This window comes from Streptomyces sp. UW30 (assembly GCF_008042075.1).
GTDB lineage: Bacteria > Actinomycetota > Actinomycetes > Streptomycetales > Streptomycetaceae > Streptomyces.
This window is the reverse complement of record NZ_RDBN01000053.1, coordinates 21,952-47,240: the sequence shown is the minus strand read 5'-3', so window position 1 is coordinate 47,240 and position 25,289 is coordinate 21,952. Positions and strand designations below refer to the sequence as shown.

General features: G+C 70.0%; 18 protein-coding genes, 3 tRNA genes and 2 pseudogenes. 11 read left to right on the top strand and 12 right to left on the bottom strand.

The window, feature by feature from the left end; genetic code table 11:
- The 4 genes and pseudogenes from EAO75_RS34325 to EAO75_RS34310 form a co-directional block, all read left to right on the top strand.
- Window positions 1-868: pseudogene (locus EAO75_RS34325) on the top strand (deoxyguanosinetriphosphate triphosphohydrolase); the annotation flags it as partial.
- 156 nt (window positions 869-1,024) lie between these two features.
- Entirely contained in the window at window positions 1,025-2,290 is a 1,266-nt protein-coding gene (locus tag EAO75_RS34320; RefSeq protein WP_147999071.1) for an NAD(P)/FAD-dependent oxidoreductase, read from the top strand.
- A gap of 122 nt (window positions 2,291-2,412) precedes the next feature.
- Entirely contained in the window at window positions 2,413-4,317 is a 1,905-nt protein-coding gene (dnaG, locus tag EAO75_RS34315; RefSeq protein WP_147999070.1) for a DNA primase, read from the top strand.
- Between the two features lie 113 nt (window positions 4,318-4,430).
- Window positions 4,431-5,741 carry an RNA polymerase sigma factor gene (locus tag EAO75_RS34310; protein WP_147999069.1) on the top strand — a complete coding sequence of 437 codons (1,311 nt, stop codon included), beginning with the start codon at window positions 4,431-4,433 and terminating at the stop codon, window positions 5,739-5,741.
- 155 nt (window positions 5,742-5,896) lie between these two features.
- On the opposite strand, the gene EAO75_RS34305 is transcribed toward EAO75_RS34310, so the two are convergent.
- From EAO75_RS34305 to EAO75_RS34290, 4 genes are all read right to left on the bottom strand, one after another.
- Window positions 5,897-7,825 carry an ABC transporter ATP-binding protein gene (locus tag EAO75_RS34305; RefSeq protein WP_147999068.1) on the bottom strand — a complete coding sequence of 643 codons (1,929 nt, stop codon included), beginning with the start codon at window positions 7,823-7,825 and terminating at the stop codon, window positions 5,897-5,899.
- On the bottom strand, window positions 7,825-9,558 hold the full coding sequence (locus EAO75_RS34300; RefSeq protein WP_147999067.1) for an ABC transporter ATP-binding protein: 1,734 nt from the start codon (window positions 9,556-9,558) through the stop codon (window positions 7,825-7,827). Before EAO75_RS34300 ends, EAO75_RS34305 begins: the two co-directional genes overlap by 1 nt.
- A 174-nt stretch (window positions 9,559-9,732) precedes the next feature.
- Window positions 9,733-11,187: a xylulokinase gene (locus EAO75_RS34295; RefSeq protein WP_147999066.1), complete on the bottom strand. Its 1,455-nt coding sequence runs from the start codon at window positions 11,185-11,187 to the stop codon at window positions 9,733-9,735.
- 150 nt (window positions 11,188-11,337) lie between these two features.
- Window positions 11,338-11,646, bottom strand: a complete 309-nt coding sequence (locus EAO75_RS34290) for a YtxH domain-containing protein (protein WP_107906708.1) — start codon at window positions 11,644-11,646, stop codon at window positions 11,338-11,340.
- Window positions 11,647-11,805: 159 nt separating this feature from the next.
- Between EAO75_RS34290 and EAO75_RS34285 the strand changes: the two genes are divergently transcribed.
- From EAO75_RS34285 to EAO75_RS46190, 4 genes are all read left to right on the top strand, one after another.
- Window positions 11,806-11,878, top strand: a tRNA-Asn gene (locus tag EAO75_RS34285).
- A 5-nt stretch (window positions 11,879-11,883) separates the two neighbouring features.
- Window positions 11,884-11,956 (top strand) — tRNA-Asn (locus tag EAO75_RS34280).
- 180 nt (window positions 11,957-12,136) lie between these two features.
- A tRNA-Ile gene (locus tag EAO75_RS34275) sits at window positions 12,137-12,213 on the top strand.
- 343 nt (window positions 12,214-12,556) lie between these two features.
- The gene (locus EAO75_RS46190; RefSeq protein ID WP_222724014.1) at window positions 12,557-12,913 is read left to right on the top strand and encodes a hypothetical protein; all 357 of its coding nucleotides are present in this window, start codon (window positions 12,557-12,559) and stop codon (window positions 12,911-12,913) included.
- A 93-nt stretch (window positions 12,914-13,006) separates the two neighbouring features.
- Here the strand turns inward: EAO75_RS46190 and EAO75_RS34270 are convergent.
- The 8 genes and pseudogenes from EAO75_RS34270 to EAO75_RS34235 all read right to left on the bottom strand — a co-directional run.
- Window positions 13,007-13,486 (bottom strand): annotated as a pseudogene (locus tag EAO75_RS34270) (SMI1/KNR4 family protein); the annotation flags it as partial.
- A gap of 117 nt (window positions 13,487-13,603) precedes the next feature.
- Window positions 13,604-14,593 carry a zinc-dependent alcohol dehydrogenase family protein gene (locus tag EAO75_RS34265; RefSeq protein WP_147999064.1) on the bottom strand — a complete coding sequence of 330 codons (990 nt, stop codon included), beginning with the start codon at window positions 14,591-14,593 and terminating at the stop codon, window positions 13,604-13,606.
- Complete coding sequence (locus EAO75_RS34260; RefSeq protein ID WP_147999063.1) at window positions 14,590-15,477, bottom strand: carbohydrate ABC transporter permease; 888 nt, start codon at window positions 15,475-15,477, stop codon at window positions 14,590-14,592. Before EAO75_RS34260 ends, EAO75_RS34265 begins: the two co-directional genes overlap by 4 nt.
- Complete coding sequence (locus EAO75_RS34255) at window positions 15,474-16,433, bottom strand: carbohydrate ABC transporter permease (protein ID WP_147999062.1); 960 nt, start codon at window positions 16,431-16,433, stop codon at window positions 15,474-15,476. The genes EAO75_RS34260 and EAO75_RS34255 overlap by 4 nt, the downstream gene beginning before the upstream one ends.
- A gap of 92 nt (window positions 16,434-16,525) precedes the next feature.
- On the bottom strand, window positions 16,526-17,881 hold the full coding sequence (locus tag EAO75_RS34250) for an ABC transporter substrate-binding protein (protein ID WP_147999061.1): 1,356 nt from the start codon (window positions 17,879-17,881) through the stop codon (window positions 16,526-16,528).
- Between the two features lie 78 nt (window positions 17,882-17,959).
- Window positions 17,960-18,721, bottom strand: a complete 762-nt coding sequence (locus tag EAO75_RS34245) for a DeoR/GlpR family DNA-binding transcription regulator (RefSeq protein WP_147999060.1) — start codon at window positions 18,719-18,721, stop codon at window positions 17,960-17,962.
- A gap of 300 nt (window positions 18,722-19,021) precedes the next feature.
- A complete protein-coding gene (locus tag EAO75_RS34240; protein WP_147999059.1) occupies window positions 19,022-20,788 on the bottom strand; it encodes a cation:proton antiporter in 1,767 nt (588 codons plus the stop codon).
- Between the two features lie 22 nt (window positions 20,789-20,810).
- On the bottom strand, window positions 20,811-21,755 hold the full coding sequence (locus tag EAO75_RS34235; RefSeq protein WP_147999058.1) for a DUF389 domain-containing protein: 945 nt from the start codon (window positions 21,753-21,755) through the stop codon (window positions 20,811-20,813).
- Window positions 21,756-21,915: 160 nt separating this feature from the next.
- Between EAO75_RS34235 and EAO75_RS34230 the strand changes: the two genes are divergently transcribed.
- From EAO75_RS34230 to EAO75_RS34220, 3 genes are read left to right on the top strand one after another with little or no spacing between them, the layout of a single operon-like run.
- Window positions 21,916-23,733, top strand: coding sequence for a glycoside hydrolase family 15 protein (locus EAO75_RS34230; RefSeq protein ID WP_147999057.1), 1,818 nt, complete (start codon window positions 21,916-21,918; stop codon window positions 23,731-23,733).
- A 4-nt stretch (window positions 23,734-23,737) separates the two neighbouring features.
- Window positions 23,738-24,682, top strand: a complete 945-nt coding sequence (locus tag EAO75_RS34225; protein ID WP_147999056.1) for a cyclase family protein — start codon at window positions 23,738-23,740, stop codon at window positions 24,680-24,682.
- A 41-nt stretch (window positions 24,683-24,723) separates the two neighbouring features.
- Window positions 24,724-25,230 (top strand): gluconokinase, encoded by a 507-nt coding sequence (locus EAO75_RS34220; RefSeq protein ID WP_147999055.1) that lies wholly within the window; start codon window positions 24,724-24,726, stop codon window positions 25,228-25,230.
- Window positions 25,231-25,289: the final 59 nt, after the last annotated feature.

The window sequence follows — 25,289 nt, the reverse complement described above, 5'->3', positions numbered from 1 at the left end:
CACGTTCATCCCGGCCAGCACCCGGCCGTTCTTCATCCAGAACGCGATGAACTCCCGCTTGCCGACGTCCCCACGGATCACCACCTCGTCGTACGACCCCTCGGGCGCCCACCCCACCGACCCCAAGTCCCCGAAGTTCGGCGTCTACGAGGACGACAGGCCCGTCTTCGACTGGGTCCGCAAGGACGCCCCCGGCTCCCGCACCACCTTCGAGGCCCAGGTCATGGACTGGTCCGACGACGTGGCGTACTCCGTGCACGACGTGGAGGACGGCCTGCACGCCGGCCACATCGACCCCAACTGCCTGCACGCCGACCCCGAACGCCGCGAGATCTTCGCCGTGGCCATCGGCCGCTACGTCCCCGAGGACACCGACCCGGCCGAGCTCGCCGCCGCCCTCGACCGGCTCCAGGACGCACCGTGGTGGCCGCACGGCTACGACGGTTCCGCCGTCGCGCAGGCCCGCCTCAAGGACGCCACCAGCCAGCTCATCGGCCGCTTCTGCCTGGCCGCCGAGAGCGCCACGCGCGCCGCGTACGGCGACGGACGGCTCACCCGCTACGGCGCCGAACTCGTCGTACCGCACGAGACCCGTCTGGAGTGCGCGGTCCTCAAGGCCGTCGCCGACCGGTACGTCATGCAGCGCGCCGAGCAGGAGCGGCTGCGCGCCGACCAGCGGATCGTCGTCGCCGAACTGGCCGAGGCGCTCACCGCCCGCGCGCCCGAGGGACTGGACCCGCAGTTCCGCGCCCTGTTCGACGAGGCGCCCGACGACCGCGCCCGCAAGCGCGTGATCGTCGACCAGATCGCATCCCTGACGGACGCGTCGGCGCGCACCCTGCACACGCGGCTCACCGCGCGGGCCTGAGCGCGGTGCCCGTCACCCGCGCGCGACGGGTGAGACACCGGGGGCGAACGGGCACTCGAAAGTGACCCTGCGTGGCCTGATCGGGTCACCCCCTCTTCCCGCATCACGCTGCGTGCGGGACGCTCATGTGGCGGCACGCTTACGAGGAGGCATCAAGTGGTCGACGCGGATCAGACATTCGTCATCGTCGGAGGAGGACTCGCCGGCGCGAAGGCGGCCGAGACGCTCCGAGCGGAGGGCTTCACCGGGCGGGTGATACTGATCTGCGACGAGCGCGACCACCCGTACGAGAGGCCGCCGCTGTCCAAGGGCTTCCTCCTCGGCAAGGAGGAGCGCGACAGCGTCTTCGTCCACGAACCCGCCTGGTACGCGCGCAACGACATCGAACTGCACCTCGGCCAGACCGTCGATGCGATCGACCGTACGGCGAAGACGGTGCGGTTCGGCGAGGACGGCACCGTCGTCCACTACGACAAGCTCCTGCTGGCCACCGGCGCCGAGCCGCGCCGCCTCGACATCCCGGGCACCGACCTGGCCGGCGTCCACCATCTGCGCCGCCTCGCGCACGCCGAGCGCCTCAAGGGCGTCCTCAGCTCGCTGGGCCGGGACAACGGGCACCTCGTGATCGCCGGCGCCGGCTGGATCGGCATGGAGGTCGCGGCGGCCGCCCGTGAGTACGGTGCCGAGGTCACCGTCGTCGAGCCGGGCCCGACCCCGCTGCACGGCGCCCTCGGCCCCGAGCTGGGCGCGGTCTTCGCCGAGCTGCACCGTGAGCACGGGGTGCGGTTCCACTTCGGGCGGCGGCTGACGGAGATCGTCGGCCAGGACGGCATGGTGCTGGCCGCGCGCACCGACGACGGCGAGGAGCACCCCGCGCACGACGTCCTCGCGGCGATCGGCGCGGCCCCGCGCATCGGCCTCGCGGAGGCGGCGGGGCTGGAGATCGCCGACCGCGCCCACGGCCGTGGGGTCGTGGTCGACGAACGGCTCCGCACCTCCGACCCCGACATCTTCGCGGCCGGCGATGTGGCGTCCTTCCCGCACGCCCTGTTCGACACCCGGCTGCGGGTGGAGCACTGGGCCAACGCGCTCAACGGCGGACCGGCGGCGGCGCGGGCGATGCTCGGCCGGGACGTCACCTACGACCGGGTGCCCTACTTCTTCTCCGACCAGTACGACCTGGGGATGGAGTACAGCGGGTGGGCGCCCGAGGGGTCGTACGACGAGGTGGTGATCCGTGGGGACGTCGGCAAGCGGGAGTTCATCGCGTTCTGGATGAAGAACGGCCGGGTGCTGGCCGGGATGAACGTGAACGTGTGGGACGTCACAGAGCCGATCCAGCAGCTGATCCGGTCGAGGGCCCAGGTGAACACGGACGCCCTGGCGGACCCGCACGTCGGCCTGGAAAACCTGATCGCCTAGTCGTCTGCCGGGTTCGCTCGTGGTGCGGGTGCGGGTGAGCTGCGGCCCGTCGCGGTTCCCCGCGCACCTTCGGGCGTGAAGCTCGCCCCGGATGTGTCAGTCCACCACCGTAGAATCACCTCGTGGCAGGACGGATCAACGACGAGGACGTGAAGGCGGTACGGGACGCGGTCCCGATCGACGCCGTGGTGTCCGAGTACCTCCAGCTGCGCAGCGCGGGCGGGGGCAACCTCAAGGGGCTCTGCCCGTTCCACGACGAGAAGTCGCCGTCCTTCCAGGTCAGCCCGAGCAAGGGGCTCTTCCACTGCTTCGGCTGCCAGGAGGGCGGCGACACCATCACGTTCGTGATGAAGGTCGACCACCTCTCCTTCTCCGAGGCGGTCGAGCGGCTCGCCGCCCAGGCCGGCATCACCCTGCGCTACGAGGAGGGCGGCTACAACCCCTCCCATCAGCGCGGCGAACGCATCCGCCTGGTCGAGGCCCACAAGATCGCCGCCGACTGGTACGCCGAGCAGCTGGCGACCAGCCCCGAGGCGGACACCGGCCGCATCTTCCTCGCCGAGCGCGGCTTCGACCAGGCCGCCGCCGTCCACTTCGGCGTCGGCTACAGCCCCCAGGGCTGGGACCACCTCACCCGCTATCTGCGCGGCAAGGGCTTCACCGACAAGGAGCTGCTCCTGTCCGGGCTGTCGCAGGAGGGCCGGCGCGGTCCCATCGACCGCTTCCGGGGCCGCCTCATGTGGCCGATCCGCGACATCGCCGGGGACGTCGTGGGCTTCGGCGCCCGCAAGCTGTACGAGGCGGACAACGGGCCGAAGTATCTGAACACGCCCGACACGGCGCTCTACAAGAAGTCCCAGGTCCTCTACGGCATCGACCTGGCGAAGCAGCACATCGCGAAGAGCAGCCGGGCCGTCGTCGTCGAGGGCTACACGGACGTCATGGCCTGCCACCTCGCCGGGGTCACGACAGCGATCGCCACCTGCGGTACGGCCTTCGGCGGCGACCACATCAAGATCCTGCGCCGCCTGCTGATGGACAACGGCTCGGCCCGCGTCATCTTCACCTTCGACGGCGACGCGGCCGGCCAGAAGGCGGCCCTGCGCGCCTTCGAGGACGACCAGAAGTTCGCGGCGGAGACCTACATCGCCATCGCGCCGGACAACATGGACCCCTGCGATCTGCGCCTGGCGAAGGGCGACGAGGCGGTCTCCGACCTCGTCGAACCGCGCACCCCGCTGTTCGAGTTCGCACTGCGCCAGATCGTGGTCCGCTACGACCTCGACACCCCGGCCGGCCGCGCGGCCGCGCTGGACGAGGCGGCGCCGATCGTCGCCCGCATCAAGAACAGCGGCGCCCAGCACGAGGTGGCGGTCCAGCTCGCGGGCATGCTCGGCATCCTGGACACGCAGTTCGTGGTCAAGCGGGTGGCCCAGCTGGCGCGCTGGGCGCGCGAGCGCGGCGGCAGGGGCCAGGCGCCCACCTCCCGCGGCTCACAGCAGCAGTACGACGCCGCCCCGACGCCCCGCGCCTCCGGCCCGGCCCTGACCCTGCGCAACCCCGTCTACGCCACCGAACGCGAGCTGCTCAAACTCGCCCTCCAGCGCCCCGAGTTGGTCTCCCCGGCTTTCGACGCGTACGGCGTCGACGAGTTCACGGCCGTGCCCTACGCCGCCGTACGCCAGGCGATCATGGACGCGGGCGGCGCGGAGTACGGCATCAAGGACGGGCAGGAGTACCTGGTCCGCGTCCGCGACGCGGCCCCCGACGACCAGGTCCGCGCGATGGTCACGGAGCTGGCCGTCGAGGCGATCCTGCGCAGGACCGTCGATGAGAACTACGCCGGCGAACAGCTCGTCACCGTCCGCCGCCGTGCCGTGGAGCGCCGCGTCCGCGACGTCCAGAGCCAGCTCACCCGCCTCGGCGCGGGCGGCGACCCTGCCCAACTGGCCGCCGTGCAGAACGAACTGTGGGTGCTGCAGCAGTACGACCAGGCATTGCGGGGGCGGGGCGCGGCAGCGCTCTGAGCCGCGCCGCGCTTTCCCGTACGGCAGGGTAACCGCGGGGTCACGGACCGATTGCAAAAAGTCACCGCACGCCCCTCGTGGCGGCGATGTGTCGTACTCCACACTGGGTTCCGGTGCCTGAGTCCTCGGAGCGCGGCCGATCCGTTCCCCACGGGTCCCACACCCCCGCGGTTCCGCTCATCGCGTACGGGACGGACAGCGGCAAGGCCGCCGACTCCGCCCTCGAAGCAGCGCTGCCGTACGCCTCGGCAGCGATCATCCTGGAGGTCGCCCCCGTGCAGACCCAGACCCTCATTCAGACCGACACCGGTACGGACGGCGCGGAGCCGGACGCGGAGCCCGACGTTCTCGTCGCGGTGCCGCCGCAGAGCCGCGTCGTGCACCACCCCGAGTCGGAGCCGGAGGCCCCGGCCGAGCCGGCGGAGCCCCCGGCCGAGGCGCTGGACGCCCCCGAGGCCGCCGAGCCGGTGGAAGCACCGCTGCCGGCCCGCAGTCGCGCCGCCGACAACAGCGGTCCCTCCTCCGACCTGTTCCGCCAGTACCTGCGGGAGATCGGCCGCATCTCGCTGCTCACCGCGGCCGAGGAGGTCGACCTCGCCCGCCGCGTCGAGGCCGGCCTGTTCGCCGAGGAGAAGCTCGGCAGCACCCCCGACCTGGACAGCCAGCTCGCCCTCGACCTGGACCGCCTGGTCGTGATGGGCCGCATGGCCAAGCGCCGCCTCATCGAGGCGAATCTGCGGCTCGTGGTGTCCGTGGCCAAGCGGTACGTCGGCCGCGGGCTGACCATGCTCGACCTGGTCCAGGAGGGGAACCTCGGCCTGATCAGGGCGGTCGAGAAGTTCGACTACGCCCGCGGCTACAAGTTCTCCACGTACGCCACCTGGTGGATCCGCCAGGCCATGTCCCGCGCCCTCGCCGACCAGGCCCGCACCATCCGCGTGCCGGTCCATGTCGTCGAGCTGATCAACCGCGTCGTCCGGGTCCAGCGCCGCATGCTCCAGGAGCGCGGCTACGAACCGACGCCGGACGAGGTCGCCGCCCACCTCGACCTGGCGCCCGAGCGGGTCAGCGAGGTGCTGCGGCTGGCGCAGGAACCGGTGTCGCTGCACGCGCCCGTGGGCGAGGAGGACGATGTCGCCCTCGGTGACCTGATCGAGGACGGCGACGCGGCGTCGCCGGTCGAGTCGGCGGCGTTCCTGCTGCTCAGGGAGCACCTGGAGGCGGTCCTGTCCACCCTCGGCGAACGCGAGCGGAAGGTCGTCCAATTGCGGTACGGCCTGGCGGACGGCCGCCCGCGCACGCTGGAGGAGATAGGCCGGATCTTCGGCGTGACGCGGGAACGCATCCGCCAGATCGAGTCGAAGACTCTCAACAAGCTGCGCGACCATGCGTTTGCGGACCAGCTGAGGGGCTATCTGGACTGACGCCGTCCGCGGGCCGGTGGGGGCTGGTCGCGCAGTTGTCCGTGCCCCTCGGGTACGTGCGGCCGACGCCCCTTCAGGGGCGCGGGGAACTGCGCGACCAGCCACAACGGACCCGCAGCCGCCCCACGACACCACGTGGCACACCCGAACGCGACTCAGTCCACCTCGGCCACCGCCTGGGCGAACTGCGCCTTGTACAACCGCGCATACGCCCCGTCCGCCGCCAACAGCTCCCCGTGCGCGCCCTGTTCGACGATCGAGCCGTTCTCCATGACGAGGATCGTGTCCGCGTCCCGGATGGTCGACAGCCGGTGCGCGATCACGAACGACGTACGCCCGTGCGCCAGCTTCGCCATGGCCTTCTGGATCAAGACTTCCGTACGGGTGTCGACGGACGACGTCGCCTCGTCCAGCACCAGAATCACCGGATCGGACAGGAACGCCCGCGCGATGGTGATCAGCTGCTTCTCGCCCGCGCTGACCCCCGACCCCTCGTCGTCGATCACCGTGTCGTACCCGTCGGGCAGCGTGCGGACGAACCGATCGGCGTGGGCGGCCCGCGCCGCCTCCTCGATCTCGCCGCGGGTCACGTCCCGGGACGCCCCGTACGCGATGTTCTCCGCGATCGTGCCGCCGAACAGCCAGGTGTCCTGCAGCACCATCCCGATCCCGGCCCGCAGCTCGTCCCGGGACATCCGGGAGATGTCGACGCCGTCGAGGGTGATGCGCCCGGACGACACGTCGTAGAACCGCATCAGCAGGTTCACCAGCGTCGTCTTGCCGGCCCCCGTCGGGCCGACGATGGCGACCGTGTGCCCCGGCTCCACCGTGAGGGACAGGTCCTCGATCAGCGGCTTCTCGGGGTCGTACCGGAAGGACACGCCCTCCAGCGCCACCCGGCCCCGAAGCTCCTCCGGCCGCACGCCCGGCACGGGATCCGCCTGCTGCTCCTGCGCGTCGAGGAGCTCGAAGACCCGCTCGGCCGAGGCGACACCCGACTGCACGAGGTTCGCCATCGACGCCACCTGCGTCAGCGGCATCGAGAACTGCCGCGAGTACTGGATGAACGCCTGCACGTCACCGATCGACAGCGAGCCCGACGCGACCCGCAGACCGCCGACCACCGCGACCAGGACGTAGTTGATGTTCGACACGAAGAGCATCAGCGGCTGCATCACACCACTGTTGAACTGCGCCTTGAAGCCCGCCTCGTACAGCGCCTCGTTCTGCTCGGCGAACTGCCTGGCCGACTCCTCCTGCCGCCCGAACACCTTCACCAGGGTGTGCCCGGTGTACATCTCCTCGACGTGCGCGTTGAGCTTGCCGGTCGTGCGCCACTGCTGCACGAAGTGCGGCTGCGAACGCTTGCCCACGCGCGTGGCGACGACGAACGACAGCGGCACGGTCACCAGCGCGACCAGCGCCAGCAGCCACGACACCCAGAACATCATCGCCAGCACACCGATGATCGTCAGCACCGAGTTGATGAGCTGCCCCATCGACTGCTGGAGCGTCTGCCCGATGTTGTCGATGTCGTTGGTCGCCCGGGAGAGCACCTCGCCGCGCCGGCTCTTGTCGAAGTACGACAGCGGCAGCCGCGACAGCTTCGTCTGCACGTCCTCGCGCATCCGGTACATCGTGCGGTTCACGGCCCGGTTCACCAGCCGCGTCGCCACCGCCATCAGCAGACCGGCGACGACGAACACGGCCACCGCGAAGAGCAGTACGTTCCCCACCGCGCCGAAGTCGATGCCCTGGCCCGGCGTGAAGTCGGTGCTGCGCAGCATGTCGGCGATCTGCCCGTCGCCGCGCTCCCGCATGGCCGCCAGGACCTGATCCTTGGTCATCCCGGACGCGAACTGCCGCCCGACGATGCCCGCGAAGACCAGGTCGGTGGCCTCACCGAGGATCTTCGGCCCGGCGACCGACAGTCCCACGCTCACGACCACGCAGAACAGCAGCACGTAGATCGTCAGCCGCTCGGGCTTGAACCGGGCGACGAGCCGCCTGCCCGACACCTTGAAGTCCAGCGAACGCTGATCGGGACCGCCGCCGGCCATCATCCGTCCCATGGGCCCGGCCATCAGGCAGCCTCCGCTTCCGTCAGCTGGGAGAGCACGATCTCCCGGTACGTCTCGTTGTCCGCCATCAGCTCGTGGTGCCGGCCCGCGCCGACGACCCGGCCCTCGTCGAGCACGACGATCCGGTCCGCGTCCCGGATGGTCGCCACCCGCTGGGCGACGATCACGACGGTCGCCTCGGACGTCTCGCGCCCGAGCGCCGCACGCAGGGCGGCGTCGGTGGCGTAGTCGAGCGCCGAGAAGGAGTCGTCGAAGAGATAGATCTCCGGACGCTGGACCAGGGTGCGAGCGATCGCGAGCCGCTGGCGCTGACCGCCCGAGACGTTCGTCCCGCCCTGCGCGATGGGCGCGTCGAGCCCGCCCTCCAGCCGCGACACGAACTCCTTGGCCTGCGCCACCTCCAGCGCCTGCCACAGCTCCTCGTCCGTCGCGTCCGGATTGCCGTAGCGAAGGTTGGTCGCGACGGTCCCGGCGAACAGGTACGGCTTCTGCGGTACGAGCCCGACGGTCCTGGCCAGCACCTGGGGATCGATCGTCGCGACGTCCTCCCCGTCCACCAGCACCCGGCCGTCGGTCGCGTCGAACAGCCGGGGGACGAGCCCCAGCAGGGTCGACTTGCCGCTGCCGGTCGAGCCGATCACGGCCGTCGTCTCACCCGGCCGTGCGACCAGATCGATCGACTTCAGCACCGGCTCCTCGGCACCCGGATAGCGGAAGCCCGCGCCCTGGATCTCCAGGTGACCGTGCCTGCGCAGCTCCCGCACGGGCGCGACCGGCGGCACCACGCTGGAGGAGGTGTCCAGGACCTCCTGGATGCGCTCGGCGCACACCTCCGCGCGCGGCACCATCATGAACATGAAGGTGGCCATCATCACGGACATCACGATCTGCATCAGATAGGCGAGGAACGCGGTCAGGTCACCGATCTGCATCCCGCCGCTGTCGATGCGATGGGCGCCGAACCACACCACCGCGATGGACGACAGGTTCACCACCGTCATGACGATCGGGAACATCAGCGCCAGCAGATTGCCGGTGCCCATCGCCATCTCGGTGAGCCCCGTGTTGGCCTTGCCGAACCGGTGCTGCTCGTACTCGTCGCGTACGAACGCGCGGATCACCCGGTTGCCGGTGATCTGCTCGCGCAGCACCCGGTTCACCGTGTCCAGGCGCACCTGCATGGTCCGGAACAGCGGCCGCAGCCGCCGCACGATCAGGTACACGCTGATGCCCAGGGTGGGCACCACGGCCACCAGCACCGCGGACAGCGGCACGTCCAGACCGAGCGCCAGCACGATCCCGCCGACGCACATGATGGGCGCCGACACCATCAGCGTGAAGGTCATCAGCACCAGCATCTGCACCTGCTGGACGTCGTTGGTCGTCCGGGTGATCAGCGAGGGCGCGCCGAAGTGGCCGACCTCTCGTGCCGAGAACGACTGCACCCTGTCGAAGACGGCGGCCCGCACGTCCCGGCCGAGCGCCGCCGCGGTCCGGGCGCCGTAGTAGACGGCACCGATGTTGCACACGACCTGCGCCAGCGAGATGCCGATCATCAGGGCGCCGTAGCTGAGGATGTAGCCGGTGTCACCGGTGACGACACCCTCGTCGATGATGTCCGCGTTCAGCGTGGGCAGGTAGAGAGTGGCGCAGGTCTGCAGCAGCTGCAGCAGCACCAGCAAGGTGATGGGTTTTCGGTACGGACTGAGGTGGGTCCGCAGAAGTCGTATGAGCACGCTGCTTCTCTCGGAGTCGGCGATGGGGCCGCTTTGGTTGCCCCTGGCCCCTATCGTCGAACACTCCAGCGGTGTTACCTCAACCGATTAACCCGTCAGCGCCGCCCTGTACGGCCTTCCGGGTCCGGTTCCTACCGGGCTCTTACCTTCCGGGAGATCCGAAGCGCCCGGTTCCTACGACCGGAACGCCCCGGGATGCGTCTGCTCCCGCACCGACACGAACTGCTGGCGCACCGCCTGGCCCACCGCCAGCTCCTCGCCGGGATCCAGGACCTGCGCCGCCGCGCCCTGCCAGATCGGCGGGGTGCGCGGGTCGAGCGAGCCCTGCGACACACCGAGCGCCCAGGCCGCCTGGCGGGCGGCGCCGATCGCCGCGTAGTCCGCGGGCTGCGGTACGACGACCTGCGTCCCGAACAGCGCGGGCGCCGCCGCCTGCACCGCGGACAGCTCGGCGACCGCCCCGAGGAGGAAGACCCGCCGCACGTCGACACCCCGGCCGCGCAGCACGTCGAGCGCGTCCGCGAGCCCGCACAGCATGCCCTCGAACGCGGCCCGCGCCAGATGCTCCGGCTTCATCGACTCCCGCCGCAGCCCCGCCAGCGTGCCCGCGGTGTGCGGCAGGTTCGGCGTCCGCTCACCCTCCAGATAGGGCAGCAGCACCAGGCCGTGCGCGCCCGGCGTCGACTTCATCGCCAGGTCGGACAGGCCCTCCAGATCGGGCACGCCGAGCAGTTCGGCGGCGCCGCGCAGGGTGCGGACGGCGTTGAGGGTGGTGACGACCGGGAGGTGCATGCCGGTCGCGTCGGCCAGGGAGGTGATCATCCCGGAGCTGTCGACGAGCGCCTCGGGGTGGACGGCCATGACGGATCCGGACGCGCCGAGCGACACGACGGCGTCGCCCAGCCCGATGCCGAGCCCGAAGGCGGCGGCCATGGTCTCGCCGGTCCCCGCGGAGATCAGCAGCCCCTCCGGCGTCGTACCGGCCGCCTCGGCCGGCCCGATCACCTCGGGCAGCATCGCCTGGTGGCCGAGCGCCAGCTCGACGAGATCGCCGCGGTAGGTGCCGGTCGCCGCCGACCAGTAGCCCGTGCCCGAGGCGCCGCCCCGGTCTGTGGTCCTTCTCACGGGCCGGCCGAGCAGCTGCCACACCAGCCAGTCGTGTGCCTGCATGAGGACGGCGGTGCGTACCGCGTTCTCCGGCTCGGTCTTGGCCAGCCAGCGCAGCTTGGTCACCGGCTGCGGGGCCTGCGGCACACACCCCACGGCCTGAGCCCACGCCTCGCGCCCGCCCAGCGCGTCGATCAGATCCGCCGCCGCGACCTGGGCGCGCTTGTCGCCGCCCACCATCGCGGGGCGCACGGTGTTGCCCTGTGCGTCGAGCGGCACCACCGCGTTCTGCTGCGCCGACACGCCGATGGCCTGCACACCTTCGAGCAGCCCGCCGGTGGCCGCCTCACCGAGTGAGAGCAGCCAGGCCTGCGGGTCGACGTCGGAGGGACGCGCGCCGCCCTCCGGCGACTCCACCGGATGCGGGGCGTACCCCTGCCTGAGCACGGCGCCTGAATCCGTGTCGCAGACGACGATGCGCGTGAAATCGGGCGAACTGTCCAACCCGGCGACTATCCCCATGGCCCAAATTGTGCCTGAGTGCTGCGCCGGCTTGGGCCGTGGGCGCCGTAGGGGTGCGTGTTGGATTTCGGGTGCGGGTTGTGTGTGGCCTGTCGCGCGGTTCCCCGCGCCCCTGAGGGCGCGGCCGTCATCGGCATCCAGGACACGCCGCTAAGTGTTGCTGGTGCCCCAGTCGTCCTCCGCGCCTCCGTTGTGGGCGCTGCGCTCTCGTAGGGAGCGGACCCGTTGGGCCACGGTCTCGGGGACTCGGTCGCCCACCTTCTCGCTGACCGTGTGGTACGCCTTGCCCGCGAAGACGCGGCCCTGTTGTGCCGCCGACTCCGCGGTGTTGCGCACCGCGGGGTTCTGCGAGATCTCCCGGGCGGTCTTCTTCAGCTGCTCGTAGCGCTCGCGTCCGGCGCGTGTCCCGAGGACGTAACCGACGGCTACTCCGATGACGAACGTGAGCCGGTAGCGCATGGCTGCCACCCTTCCCTTTGAGTAGGTCCCTGGTGCGGCGTCGGTGCCGGAGGGAACCGATTGGCGGAGCACCCCCCTGCTTGCGCTAATGTATGTGTCGCAGCGAGCGCACGCCCCCTGGCGATTACCCAGGTAGGTACGTTCGATGCAACGAGGCATTCCTCCGTAGCTCAATTGGCAGAGCAGCCGGCTGTTAACCGGCAGGTTACTGGTTCGAGTCCAGTCGGGGGAGCTCGGTCCTCCGTAGCTCAATTGGCAGAGCAGCCGGCTGTTAACCGGCAGGTTACTGGTTCGAGTCCAGTCGGGGGAGCATGCTGAACGAGGACCCCCGTGGGGGTCCTTTTTCATGTCTGATCACCTGCAGCGGGAACCGTGCAGGTCGCGGCGGAGTCCTTCAGGGCATGCGAAGTCGACCATGCGAAGCAGGAGATCGTATGAGCGGCTATGCTGCGGCAGACGGCGCGCACACTTGTACGCGACACGCCGCTATGGGGCGGTAGCTCAGCCGGTTAGAGCAGCGGACTCATAATCCGTCGGCCGTGGGTTCGAGTCCCACCCGCCCCACCATTTGCTACGCGTGCAGAAACCTTCTGGCCTGCGAATACGCGGTTTTCGAGGGTGCGTGGCGTGCAGCGAACTCCGCTTCTTACAGGTCCAGGATGATGCCAGCACGGCTGTGACCTGTGATTTCGTCCCGAGCATGTGGGTGCCCCGCCCGTTGCCCTGGCTTCGCCCAGCGCGTTCGGCGCCACGTGCGTCGTCCGCCTCGTCTTTGTCCTCGACATGTTCGCCGTGTACATCGGCGTCTGCGTCTCGGTCACCCGCGGTCGACCGGCGTCCGCCTTATGGATGCTGAGGCGTTCACGGGCCCGTGGGCCGGCGGTCTCTTCCCGCACCCTCAGCCCGGCGCGTGAGTGCCGGCGTACTGCTGCGGCCCCTGCAGGGAACTGTGCAGGGGTCGCGGGTGCGTTCGGGTCCGGGGGCGGCTGCGGCCGGCGGCCAACGGGCGCCGCGCAGGCGCCTCAGACGCGTAGCCGTCGGGGCCGCGCTGCTCCTGGTCGCTGAGACCGCACTCGTCGCGGGCGCGACCGTCTCCACGAGCACCGCCTCCGCGAGCGGACCGGCGAAGGTTCAGCCGTCGCAGCCGTCGCAGACGGACATCTTCGAAGCCGACATGGCATGGGCCGCGAAGCGCGCCAAGGGCTCCAAGGCATGGGCCATCGTCGAGGCGAAGCGGACGAAGAAGAAGGTCGTCGTCTGTCGCTGACCACCGAACTGACCCCGGGCCCCGAGCGGGTGTGGCGGGACGGGAAGTGGCAGGCGGTCGACGCCACCCTGACCGCCGGTCCCGACGGCGCGGTCAGGGCTTCCAGTTGAGGTAGCGGGGTGGGCCCTCGTCCAGGCGGGGAACGTACCTGTACTGACGCGAGTACGGCATCGGGGATCCGGACTCCAGGGACTCGGCCATCAGCCGGAGCATCTCCCCGAGGTTCTGCCAGCGGACCGCGGTGACCTCGTTGCCCTCGTAGTCGACCTCGATGATGTTGCCCCAGGTGTCGCCGGGCCGGTGGTCGATGAGGAGGCTCTCCCCCGTGTTCGTACCGGCGATGGGCAGCCACAGCGGATCCGCCCACGGGTCCAGGATCCAGTTCTCGGGATCCTCCTCGCGCTGATCGTTGAACTCGTCGAGCATCTCGGCCATGTACTCCGGCCCGCCCTTGAGCGCGTCGATGCCGTAGGGGACATAGCCGCCCGGCCAGATCGGGGCGTCGTACATGGGGGCGCCGTCGTGGATGTGGAGCCACTGCACGAGGTGCGGATGGAGCGGGTAGGGGATTGCGTCCTGGACCGCGGCCCCTGCGCAGAACCGTGCAGGGGCGACGCGGCGAAGAGGACGCTGGGCGTGTTCGCCGCCCCACCAAGAGCAGGTCGGGCACGCGGCCCCGGCCGGTGAGGGTCAGGGCACCACGACGATCTTTCGTCCCTGGCCGGATGCGAAATGGGCCAGTGCCTCCGGGTACTGCGTCAGTGGCAGCCGATGGCTGATGAACAGCTGTGGATCGAGCACCCCGGTGGCGAACAGTTCGGCCGCGCGTTCGTAGCTGTGCAGCACCGCCATGGAGCCGGTGATGGTGATTTCCTGGTTGTAGATGCGGTACGGCGAAATGGTGGCCGTCGTCGCGTAGTCGGAGACGCCGAACTGGAGGAAGGTTCCGGCCTTGGCGACCCGGTCCAGGCCGTCCTGGATGGCGGCGGCGTTGCCGGTCGCGTCGACGACCACGTCCCAGCCGGCGGGGCGGCTCAAGTCCTCGGCCGACAGCGCGGTCTGGGAACAGCCCAGCTTCTGGGCCGTCGCCAGCCGTTCCGGGTTGATGTCGACGACGTCCACCGAGGCGGCGCCGGTGCGTTTGGCCAGCTCCAGCATCATCAGGCCCATCGTCCCGCTGCCGTAGATCAGCACATGGGAGCCGAGCCGGCTGCTGAGTACGTCGTAGCCGCGCACCGCGCAGGACAGCGGCTCGATCAGTGCCGCGTCCTGGGTGTCCACGTGGTCGGGCAGCCGTACGCAGTTGGCGACGGGCGCCAGGGCGTACTCGGCGGCGCCGCCGGACCGGGTCACCCCGATCGCCTGCCACCGGTCGCACAGGTTGTTGCGTCCGGTCCGGCAGTAGCGGCACTCGTTGCAGTACAGCGAGGGGTCCACGGCGACCCGGTCGCCGAGGGCGAGTTCGGTGACCTCGCTGCCGAGGCCCACGACCTCGCCGGCGAACTCGTGGCCCGGCACCACCGGCAGGGTCGGGGCGAACTCGCCCTGGAGGATGTGCAGGTCGGTTCCGCACAGTCCGCAGGCCGCGACGTCGATCACGACCTCGCGCGGGCCGGGAGTGGGGTCGGGCACCGTGGTGACGGTGACCTTGCCGGGGGCTTCGATGACAGCGGCTTTCACTTGACTGCTCCTAGGGAAAGGCCGCGGACCAGTTTGTCCTGGGCGGCGAAGCCTGCGATGAGGACCGGCAGGGAGACCAGCGTGGCGGCGGCGCACAGCCGGGCTAGGAACAGGCCCTCGCTGGTGATGAAGCCGACGAGGAAGACCGGCGCGGTGGACGCGTTCGTCGCGGTGAGGTTCACGGCGAACATGAACTCGTTCCAGCTGAAGATGAAGCAGATCAGGGAGGTGGCGGCCAGTCCCGGCATCGCGACCGGCGCTACGACCCGCCACAGCACGGTCAGCAGGCCCGCGCCGTCGACCTCGGCGGCCTCCAGGATCTCCTTGGGCACCTCGGCGAGGAACGAGCGCATCATCCAGACCGCGATCGGCAGGTTCATGGCGGTGTAGAGGACGATCAGCGTCCACACGTTGTCCAGCATCCCGGCGTCCTTGACGATCAGGTACACGGGCAGCAGGGCCGCGATGGCCGGCAGGAACTTGGTGGACAGGAAGAAGAACATCACGTCGGTCCACTTCCTGACCGGCTTGATGGACAGCGCGTAGGCCGCCGGCACCGCCAGCGCGAGCACCAGCACCGTCGAAATGACGCTCGCCATAGCCGAGTTGAGAAGGAACGGGGTGATGTCCCGGCTGAACAGCAGCTTGTACTGGTCGAAGGTGACGGGGGCGAGCGGGGAGGGCGGATTGGTCGCCGCGTCGGCTTCCTGGTGGAAGGACGTCAGTACCATCCACGCCACCGGCGCGAAGAACGCCAGCGTCGCGAGCCAGGCCACGAAGGTCCACAGCGGCGACAGCCGCGGCGCACCGCCGTGGTCGTCGCGGCGGCGGACGAGCTTCTTGAGCCTCGCCCCGGGAGCGGCGGCTGCCGCGTGTGCGGTCATCGGGACACCTCCTCGCGGAACAGCGACGCGATGGTGCGCAGCGCGAAAGTCGCGATCACGATCGAACCGAGTACGACGACCACGCCGGCGGCGGCCGCCTGGCCGTACTCGTACTTGCGGAACATGGTCAGGTAGATCTCGTAGGGCAGGTTGGTCGTCCGGGAGCCGGGGCCGCCCTGGGTGATGGTGTAGACCGCGTCGAAGGTCTGCACGACGTAGATCGTGCCCAGCAGGACGCCCAGCTCGATGTACTGGCGCAGGTGCGGCAGGGTGATGAAGCGGAAGGTCGCCATGGCCGACGCGCCGTCCATGCGGGCCGCCTCCAGGACGTCACCGGGCTGCGCCTGCAGACCGGCCAGGAGGATCAGCATCATGAACGGTGTCCACTGCCAGACCAGCGAGATCACGACGGCGGGCATGGGGTACGTGGACACCCAGTCGATCGTGGGGCCGTTCTCCGCGCCGAAGAAGCGGTACACGGCGTTGAGGGTGCCGTTGAGCAGTCCGTAGTCGGGGTTGTAGATGGCGTGCTTCCACAGCAGCGCCGCCGCGACCGGCATGACGAGGAACGGCGCGATGAGCATCGTCCGCGCCAGACCGCGGCCCAGGAACCGGCGGTCGAGCAGCATCGCCAGACCGAGGCCGAGGACCACGCTGATGAGCACCACCGACGCGGTGAGTACGACGGTGTTGAGCACCGCCGTGCGCAGCCGCTCGTCGGTGAAGACGAACCGGAAGTTGGACAGGCCGACGAAGTGCCGCTCGCCCGGCTTGAGGACGTTCCACTGGAGCGTGGAGATGACGAGCGTGGCCACGAAGGGCAGTTGGGTGACGACGATGGTGAAGACCAGCGCCGGCAGCAGCGGGATGCGGCGCCGCCACTTCCCGGCGCCCGCGGACGTGCGCCGGCGGCTGGGCGGTGGTGCTGTCTTGGGTGGAGCGGTGAGCGTGGTCATGGCTTTCCTCTGCCGGTGACGGCGGGGGTGGGGAGGGGGCCCGGCCGGCGCCGAGGCCGGCCGGGCGGTGAAGGTCGCCGGTGGTCCGACGGTCACCGGTAGTTCTTGGCGACGTCCTCGGCGAGCTTCTGGCCGTCGTCGAGTGCCTTGTCCACGCCGCTCTTGCCGGCGATGGCGGCGGAGATCTCCTGGGTGACCTTGGTTCCCAGGTCCTGGAACTCGGGGACGGCCACGTACTGCACGCCCACGGTCGGCCTGGGCTGGAGGCCCGGGTTCGCCGGGTCGGCTCCCTCGATGGACTTCAGGGTGATGTCACCGAACGCCGCGGCCGCCTTCTGGTACTCCGGGATCTCGTAGGTGCTGGCCCGCTTGCCGGCCGGGACGCGCGACCAGCCGAGCTTCTCGCCGACGAGCTTCTCGTAGTCCTTGCCGGAGGCCCACAGCATGAACTTCGAGGCGGCGTCGGCCTTCTTCGTGGTCTTGGGCATGGCCCACGCCCAACTCCACAGCCAGCCGCTGCTCTTGGTCTCGACGGTCGGCGCGTAGGCGTAGCCGACATGGCCGGCGATCTTGCTGGCGTTGGGGTCCTCCAGCGACCCGGCCGCGCTGGTCGCGTCGTACCACATCGCGACCTTCTTCTGGCTCATGGCGTTCAGGCACTCGGTGAAGCCGGCCTGTGCCGCTCCCGCCTCGCCGTGCTTCCTGACGAGGTCGACGTAGAAGTTCGTCGCCTTCTTGAACGCCGGGCTGTTGACCTCGGCCTTCCAGTCCTTGGTGAACCAGGTGCCGCCGAAGGTGTTGACCACGGTCGTCAGGGACGCCCCGAGTTCGCCCCAGCCGGCCAGACCGCGCAGACAGATGCCTCGCATGCCGGGTTCGGCGCCGTCGACCTTGGCCGCGATGTCGGCTATCTGCTGCCAGGTGGGGTGTTCGGGCACCGTGACGCCCTTCGCCTGCATGACGTCCTTGTTGTACATGAGGAAGGAGGACTCGCCGTAGAACGGCAGGGCGTAGAGCTTGCCGTCGGAGCCGGACAGGGAGGTGACCATCGGCTTCAGCAGGTCGGCCTTGTCGAAGCTCGTGTCCTTGTCGGCGTAGGAGCTGAGTTCGTGCAGCCAGCCGTTCTTCTCCCAGATGGGTACCTCATAGGCGCCGATGGTGGCGACGTCGTACTGGCCGGCCTGGGTGGCGACGTCCTGGGTCACCTTGTCGCGCAGCTCGTTCTCGGGAAGGATCGTGAAGTTCACCTTGATGCCGGTGTCCTTGGTGAAGGTGTCCTTCGTGAGCTTCGCGATGTCCTCCATCTGCGGATTGCCGACCATCAGCACGTTGATGCTCTGCCCGCCGCCGCCGGAGCCGCCGGAGCCCCCCGCCCCGCTGCAGGCGGCGAGCAGCGAGCCGGTGGCGGTGGCCGTGATGAGGATGTGGGTGATTCTTCGTGCGCGCATGACTGACTCCAGGGTGTTGCGAGGGCGTGGGGGACCAGGCCCCCGGCCTGCGAGGGTGGGATGGGGAGGAACTGCGGCTCAGACCCGGATGACCTCGGGGCCCAGCAGTGAGTAGCGGTGTGCTTCGGAGGCGGGCAGCCCGGTATCGGTGACGATCGCCTCGAACTCGGTGACGTCCGCGAAGCGGCAGAAGCTCACGCCACCGAACTTCGTATGGACCCCGGAGAACACCCGGCGCCGGGCGGCCCTGAGGACCTGGGCCTTGACCTCGCTGACCGCGGGGTCGGGCGTGGTGAGTCCGTGTTCGCGGGAGATGCCGTTCGCGCCGACGTACGCCAGGTCGATGACGAAGCCGGACAGCATGCGGGTCGCCCAGTGGTCGACCGTGGCCAGCGTCCCGCCACGGACCCGGCCGCCGAGCAGCAGCACGCTGATGTTCTCGGCCGAAGCCAGGTCACCGGCGGTGGCCAGCGAGGAGGTGACCACGGTCAGTGGCCGGTCGCGGGGGAGTGCGGCGGCGATGAGCTGCGGGGTGTAGCCCTCGTCGATGAAGACGGTCTCGGCGTCCCCGAGCAGTTCGGCGGCGGCGGCCGCGATCCGCGACTTCTCGGGGACGTGCATGGTCGTACGGAAGGAGAGGGTGGTCTCGAAGCCCGCGCTCTCCACGGGATGGGCACCGCCGTGGGTGCGGCGGACCAGCCCATGCCTTTCCAACAGGCTCAGATCGCGCCTCACGGTCTCCTTGGAGACCCCGAGGTCGGCTGCGAGTTCTCCGACATCCACGGATCCGGAACGGCGTGCCGTTTCCAGAATTCCGCGTCTTCGTTCTTCGGCGTCCACGGCGACACCTTTCGTTTCAACGCTCTGCGCGTGGCCAAATTTCTACAAGGCGATTGCGCGTACTGACAGGTTCGTCGTAGAGCGGTTCATGACCGAAAGCGCCCGTTTTTCGGACGGTAAAGTGCCTGGACAGTGCGGTGGGGGCGCTGTGGCGCGGGAGGACACTGCCCGTTCGCCGACCGAAGTGGATCCGCTTTATGCCCGCCTTTCCGAGTGGATCAGGAAACCGGCCCGGATCCGGCACGGAAATCCGGCCACCCGCGCGGGGATTTCATCGAAAAGGCGACGCGCAGCGCAATGTCACTGCGTCGACGGGCCCGGCGCCAGCAGCACGAGCGTGTCACCCGGCCCCGCCGGCGGTGTCCCGGCTTCCGTGACCGGATCGAGGCGACCGTCCGGGCGTACCACGAACAGCAGGTCGCAACCGGGCGGCAGCGCACCCTCGTCGGCGGGCCGCGACAGCACGGCCGCCCCCTCCTCGTACCGGCGGGCGAGGACCGGCCAGGTCAGATGCGCGCCGAACAGGACCTCGCCGCCGATGAACGGCGCCACCACGCCGTGGCTCTCGGGCGGTGCGCCGAGCTGGTGGACCGTACCCTCCACGCTGCCGCGCAGAATCGCCGCCGCCAGTGCGTTGAAGTCGTCCTCGGAGGTGAGGAAGAGCACCGTCGTGATGCCCTCCAGCTCCGCCCGCTCACCCGTGACGGCGGCGAGCAGCTCGCCGGACGCGAGCTCGATCCCGGCCTGCTCGATGCGTTCGCGCTGCTGCTCGTGCCCCGCCCACATCAGGACCTCCAGTCCCGCCGACTTCAGGGCCAGACCGAGGTCGATCACCCATGGGTCACCGCCGACCAGCAGCGGACGCGAGCGGGAGGGACGTACGACGTCCAGGCGCCGGGCCACGACGGAAGCGGTCAGGCCGTAGAGCGTCACCGTCGTCACGATGACCACGAACGTGGCGGGGAGGATCTTCGACGCGCCGCCGATCCCCTTGGCGGCGAGGGTGGCCGAGAACGTGGACGCCGTGGCGGCCGCCACGATGCCGCGCGGCGCCATCCAGCCGACGAAGCCCCTCTCGCCGCGTGTCAGGTCCGTGCCGAGGGTGGACACCGCGGCGACCAGCGGTCGGACGGCCAGCACCAGGATGGCGGCGAGCGCGAGGGCGGGCAGGCCCACGTGGCGCAGTGACTGCGGGGTGACGGTGGCCGAGATGGAGATGAAGAGCAGGCCGATGATCAGGCTGACCAGGGTCTCGAAGAACGGCCGGCGGACCGGGACGTCCATGCCGGGCAGGTTGGCGACGGCGAGCCCCATCAGCACGGCGGCGATGAGTCCCGCGTCGTCGCGCAGGACGTCGCAGAAGGCCGCCACACCGATGACCGCGGCGAGTTGAGCCGTGGTGCCGAGCACCTCGCCGAGCCGCAGCACACGGAACAGACCCCACAGCAGGGCCGCCCCGACCACTCCACCGGCCGCCCCGATGCCCACGCTGGCCAGAAAGCCCAGGGTTCCGCTGCCGACGTGGTGCTTCGCGTTCGCCACGACCTGGTGGAAGACCAGCGCCCCGAGAATGCCGCCGATCGGGTCGATCAGCGAGCCCTCCCAGACCAGGATGTGCTGGAGCCGGTCGTTCGGTCGCACGAAGCTGAGCAGCGGTCCGACGACCGTGGGCCCCGACACCACGAGGATCGCGCCGATCATGACGGCCGCCGACCGGGACATGTCCAGCAACGGCGCGGCGAGCAGCGCACCGAGAAGCCAGGTGATGAGGATCCCCATCCAGATCAGCCTGACGACGACGCGGCGGGTGTGCCCCTTCAGCCTCGCCAGGTTCAGCCCCAGGCCGGCGTGGTAGAGGATCACGGCGACGGCCAGTGACACCAGAGGCGAGAACGCCGACCCCAGCAGCCGCTCCGGGTTGACCTCGTCGATCAGCGCACCGGCGGCGAAGCCGACCGGCAGCAGCACGATGAGGGCGGGGATGCGCAGGCGGCTCGCCAGGACCTGTGACCCGACCGCCAGGACCAGGGTCAGGCCCACTCCCACGAGCACCTGGTTCGTCGTCACGGGTGACCCTTTCGGTTCCGCTTCAGGAGTGCCCGCTGCGCCGGCCGATGGAGCGCCAGACGGCCCGCTGGAATCTGAGAGCCAGTACGCCCACCAGGATCAGCAGCACGATGTTGAGGAGGAGCTGGATCAACGCTCCGCGCGCCTCGCTCCAGCTGGAGAACGCGCACGAGACGCCGACGTCGGCGGCGGCGGGGATGGTCGTGACCGAGATGAAGACGCCGAGCAGGGAGCTCGTGCGGGCCTGGGTCAGCGACATGATCCCCACCACGCCGGCCAGGACCGCGACGACGACGGAGAAGAAGTTGGGGGCGTCGATCAGGGTGGAGACCGGTCGGATGCCCAGCTCGAACGCCTTGGGCTGAAAGTCGAGCCCCCGGATCGCCCAGGAGAAGAGGAAGGTCACCGCGATGGCCAGCAGGAATCCCGCGGTCAGGGCGAACAGGCCCTGGCGGACCCTGGTGCGACTGCCGCGGTCGATGCCCAGCGCGACGCTGGTGATGGCGCCGTACTCCGGCCCGACGACCATCGCCGCGACGATCAGGATCTGCGAGTTGGTGATGATGCCGACGGCCCCGAGGACGCCGGCGATGGCCAGGTAGACGTAGAAGCTCGGGCGGTAGGTGCCCTCGGCGCGAATGCGCGCTTCGACCTCCTCCCAGACGGGCGCGTGAGCGAGCGCTCCGAGCTGCTTCTGCTCCGCCTCGGCCGCGGAACCGGACAGCGCCATCTCCACCGGCTCGATCACGATGGATCCGCGGCGGTCGAGGTCCAGCTCGCGCAGTTTGCGCAGTACGGCGTTGGCGGCGCCGGTCAGGATGTCGCACGTGATCGCGTCGCCGTCGGGGTTCTTCGCCAGTCCGTGCAGAACGACCAGGTTGAAGACGTAGCGGTCATCGCTGAGCAGCCCGACCGCCCGAGGAGTGAGATCGACCGGGCTCACCAGGCGGAGGTGAATCATCTCCATCCACGGCCTCCGTTGTTCACCGTCAGTAACCCCCGGTGGTGGAGGGGCAGCAAGCTGAGGGCGGCCGGCCGAGGGTGTACGCGACTGGGTCGACATGGCAGGGCCGATGGGATTACCGGATAGTGGACAAAGAGGCCTTTGCCGACATCCGGGAGCAGTAATGGACCGCTACCCTCCCATCGCCGAGCACGGCCTGGTGGGCGACCTGCAGACCGCGGCACTGGTCTCGTCGCAGGGCGTCGTCGACTGGTTCGCCGCTCCCAGATTCGATTCGCCCAGCATCTTCGCGGCCCTGCTCGACCACGACGGCGGCGGGTACCTGCGGCTGGCACCCGAACACCCCGCGGGGACGTGCAAGCAGCTCTACTACCCCGACACCGCCATCCTGGTGACCCGGTTCATGTCACCGGACGGGGTGGGCGAGGTGATGGACTTCATGCCCCCGGACCGCACGCGCACCGCCACCGACCGGCACACGCTGGTCCGCGTGATCCGTGCCGTCCGGGGGACCGTCGACTTCACGCTCGACTGCCGGCCGCGCTTCGACTACGGCCGCGCCGAGCACGAACTCGAACTCGGCCAGAACCACGCCGTGTTCCGGTCCGCCGGGATCGACGGGCACCTGCGGTGCACGTTCCCGCTGGAGCGCGACGGCAAGGACGTGCGCGGAAAAGTGACGCTGAAGTCCGGTGAATCCGGCGGCGCGGTATTCACCGTCTGCGCCTCGGGCGGCGCCGCGCCCGCACCCCCCACCGTCGACGGGCTCGACGAACAGGTCCAGGAAGTCTCCCGGTTCTGGCAGACCTGGCTGCGTCAGTCCCGCTACCGGGGACGCTGGCCCGAACTGGTGCACCGCTCGGCCATCACCCTCAAGCTCCTCACCTACGCCCCCACCGGTGCTCTGGTCGCGGCGGCCACCACGGGCCTGCCCGAGCAGGTCGGCGGAGAGCGCAACTGGGACTACCGGTTCACCTGGGTGCGCGACGGCTCGCTGTCCGTGCGGGCCATGCTGGACCTGGGGTTCGTCGAGGAGGCCACCGCCTTCGTCCACTGGCTGGCGGACCGGCTGCGGGAGCGCGAGGGCAAGGACGAGCCGCTGCAGACGATGTACCGCATCGACGGCAGCCCCGACCTGCCCGAGCAGACACTCGATCACTTCGAGGGCTACCGGGGTTCGTTCCCCGTACGCATCGGCAACGGAGCCGCCGACCAGCTCCAGCTCGACATCTACGGCGAGGCCCTGTACGCGCTGAACGAGGGACGCGAGATCGCGCAGCAGGCCAACTTCGAGGCATGGCAGGCACTCACCAGGACGCTGGACTGGTTCGCCGACGCCTGGGACCGGCCGGACGAGGGCATCTGGGAGACCCGCGGCGGCCGTCAGGACMTCACCTACAGCCGGGTGATGGCGTGGGTCGCCTTCGACCACGGGATGCGCCTGGCCGAGTACTTCCGCAAGCCCGCCGACCTGGAGCGGTGGCGCAAGGCCAGGGACGCCGTGTTCGACCAGGTCATGGAACGCGGCTGGAGCGAGAAGGAGCGCGCCTTCGTCCAGCACTACGACGGTGACGTCCTGGACGCCTCGCTGCTGCTCATGCCCAGGGTCGGGTTCATCGCTCCCCGCTCCAGGGCCTGGCTTTCCACCCTCGACGCGATGGACCGCAAGCTCGTCTCCGACAGCCTCGTCTACCGCTACGACCCGACGGCATCGCCGGACGGGCTGCGCGGCTCCGAGGGCACCTTCAGCCTGTGCACCTTCCTCTACGTCGACGCACTGGCCCAGGCCGGGCGGACGGAACAGGCCCGCTACACCTTCGAGAAGATGCTGACCTACGCCAACCCTGTCGGACTGTTCGCCGAGGAGGTCGGCCCGAGCGGGGAGCAACTGGGCAACTTCCCCCAGGCGTTCACCCACCTGTCGCTGATCATGGCCGCCAAAACCCTCGACGAGGCGCTCGACGCGGAGGACGGACGCTGACCCCATGGCCCCTCATGCCGGCCCCGCAGGACAGACGCGGTTGACCGCGGCCGAGTTCGAGGCGCAGTACCGGCGCCTGGCCTCGCGTGCCGCCTGGGCCGCCGGCGCCCGGGGTGCCCTGGAGGCACTGACTCCCGCCAGGGTGCTGGCCGCCACCCGCGAGGTCAGTACCGGCCGGACGGTCACGCTCGCCGCGCCGGTGGAGACGCAGACCGGCCCGGACAATCCGGAGCCGGCGAGGCACCGGATGAACGGTCAGCCGGAGGAACGCGCCTCGGACGGGCTCGACTTCGCGATGGACCGCTTCGCGATGAACGTGCACGGCGACGCGGACAGCCACATCGACGCCCTGTGCCACGTGATCTACGACGGCACCCTGCACGGCGGCGTGGCCGCGAGCAGCGTCACCTCGCGTGGCGCCACGGAGCTCTCCATCGAGGCGGCCCACGACGGGATCGTCGGACGCGGTGTGCTGCTGGACATCCCGCGCACGCGCGGCGTGGCCTGGCTCGAACCGGGCGACCATGTGAGCGCCGACGACCTCACGGCGGCCGAGACCGCAGAGCACGTCCGTGTGTCCGAGGGAGATCTCCTGTTCGTCCGGGTCGGTCACCGCCGACGCCGCGCCGAACTGGGCGCATGGCACGCGGCGCAGGCACGCGCCGGACTCCATCCGTCCGCGCTGGAGTTCCTGGCCGACCGGCGGGTCGCCGTGCTCGGCGGCGACGGGAACAACGACACCGCCCCCAGTTCCACCGAGGGCGTCGACTTCCCCGTCCATGTGCTGGCGGTCCACGCCATGGGTCTTCATCTGCTGGACTACCTGCAGTTCGAGGATCTGGCGCCGGCCTGCGAGGCGGAGGGGCGCTGGTCCTTCCTCTGCGTGATCGCCCCGCTGAGGCTGCCCGACGCCACCGGCTCACCGGTCAACCCGATCGCCGTCCTCTGAGGTGCGAACGAGGTGCGAATGAGGTGCGAACAACTCCCGGGATGCCCACGGTCGTCGTGGTCATGGGTGTCTCGGGATCGGGGAAGTCCACCGTGGGCAGACTGCTCGCGCACCGGATGACCCTGCCCTTCCTGGAGGCCGACGACCTCCACCCGCCCGCGAACCGCGCCAAGATGGCCGCCGGCCGCCCACTCGACGACGAGGACCGCCGGGCGTGGCTGCTGTCCCTCGCCGCATGGATCCGGCAGGCCGCCGACTCCGGCCGGGGCGGGGTGATGGCGTGCTCGGCGCTCAAGCACGAGTACCGGGATCTGTTCCGCAGGACGGGCGCGGACGTGTGGTTCCTGCACCTGGCGCTCGACCGGACGACCGCCCGCCGACGGGTCGCCGCACGCAGGGGCCATTTCATGCCCGCCGGGCTGATGGACTCCCAGTACGCCGCCCTTGAACCGCTGCGACCGGGCGAGCCGGGGCTCACCGTCGACGCGACGGCCGACCCGCAGGTCATCGTCGACGAGGCGGCGAACGCCCTGCGAGCGCTCGGGTGAACGGGCGCCGGTTCGGCTCCCGCCGAGTCGCCGGTACGGGGACCGCCCCTTAGCGTGAA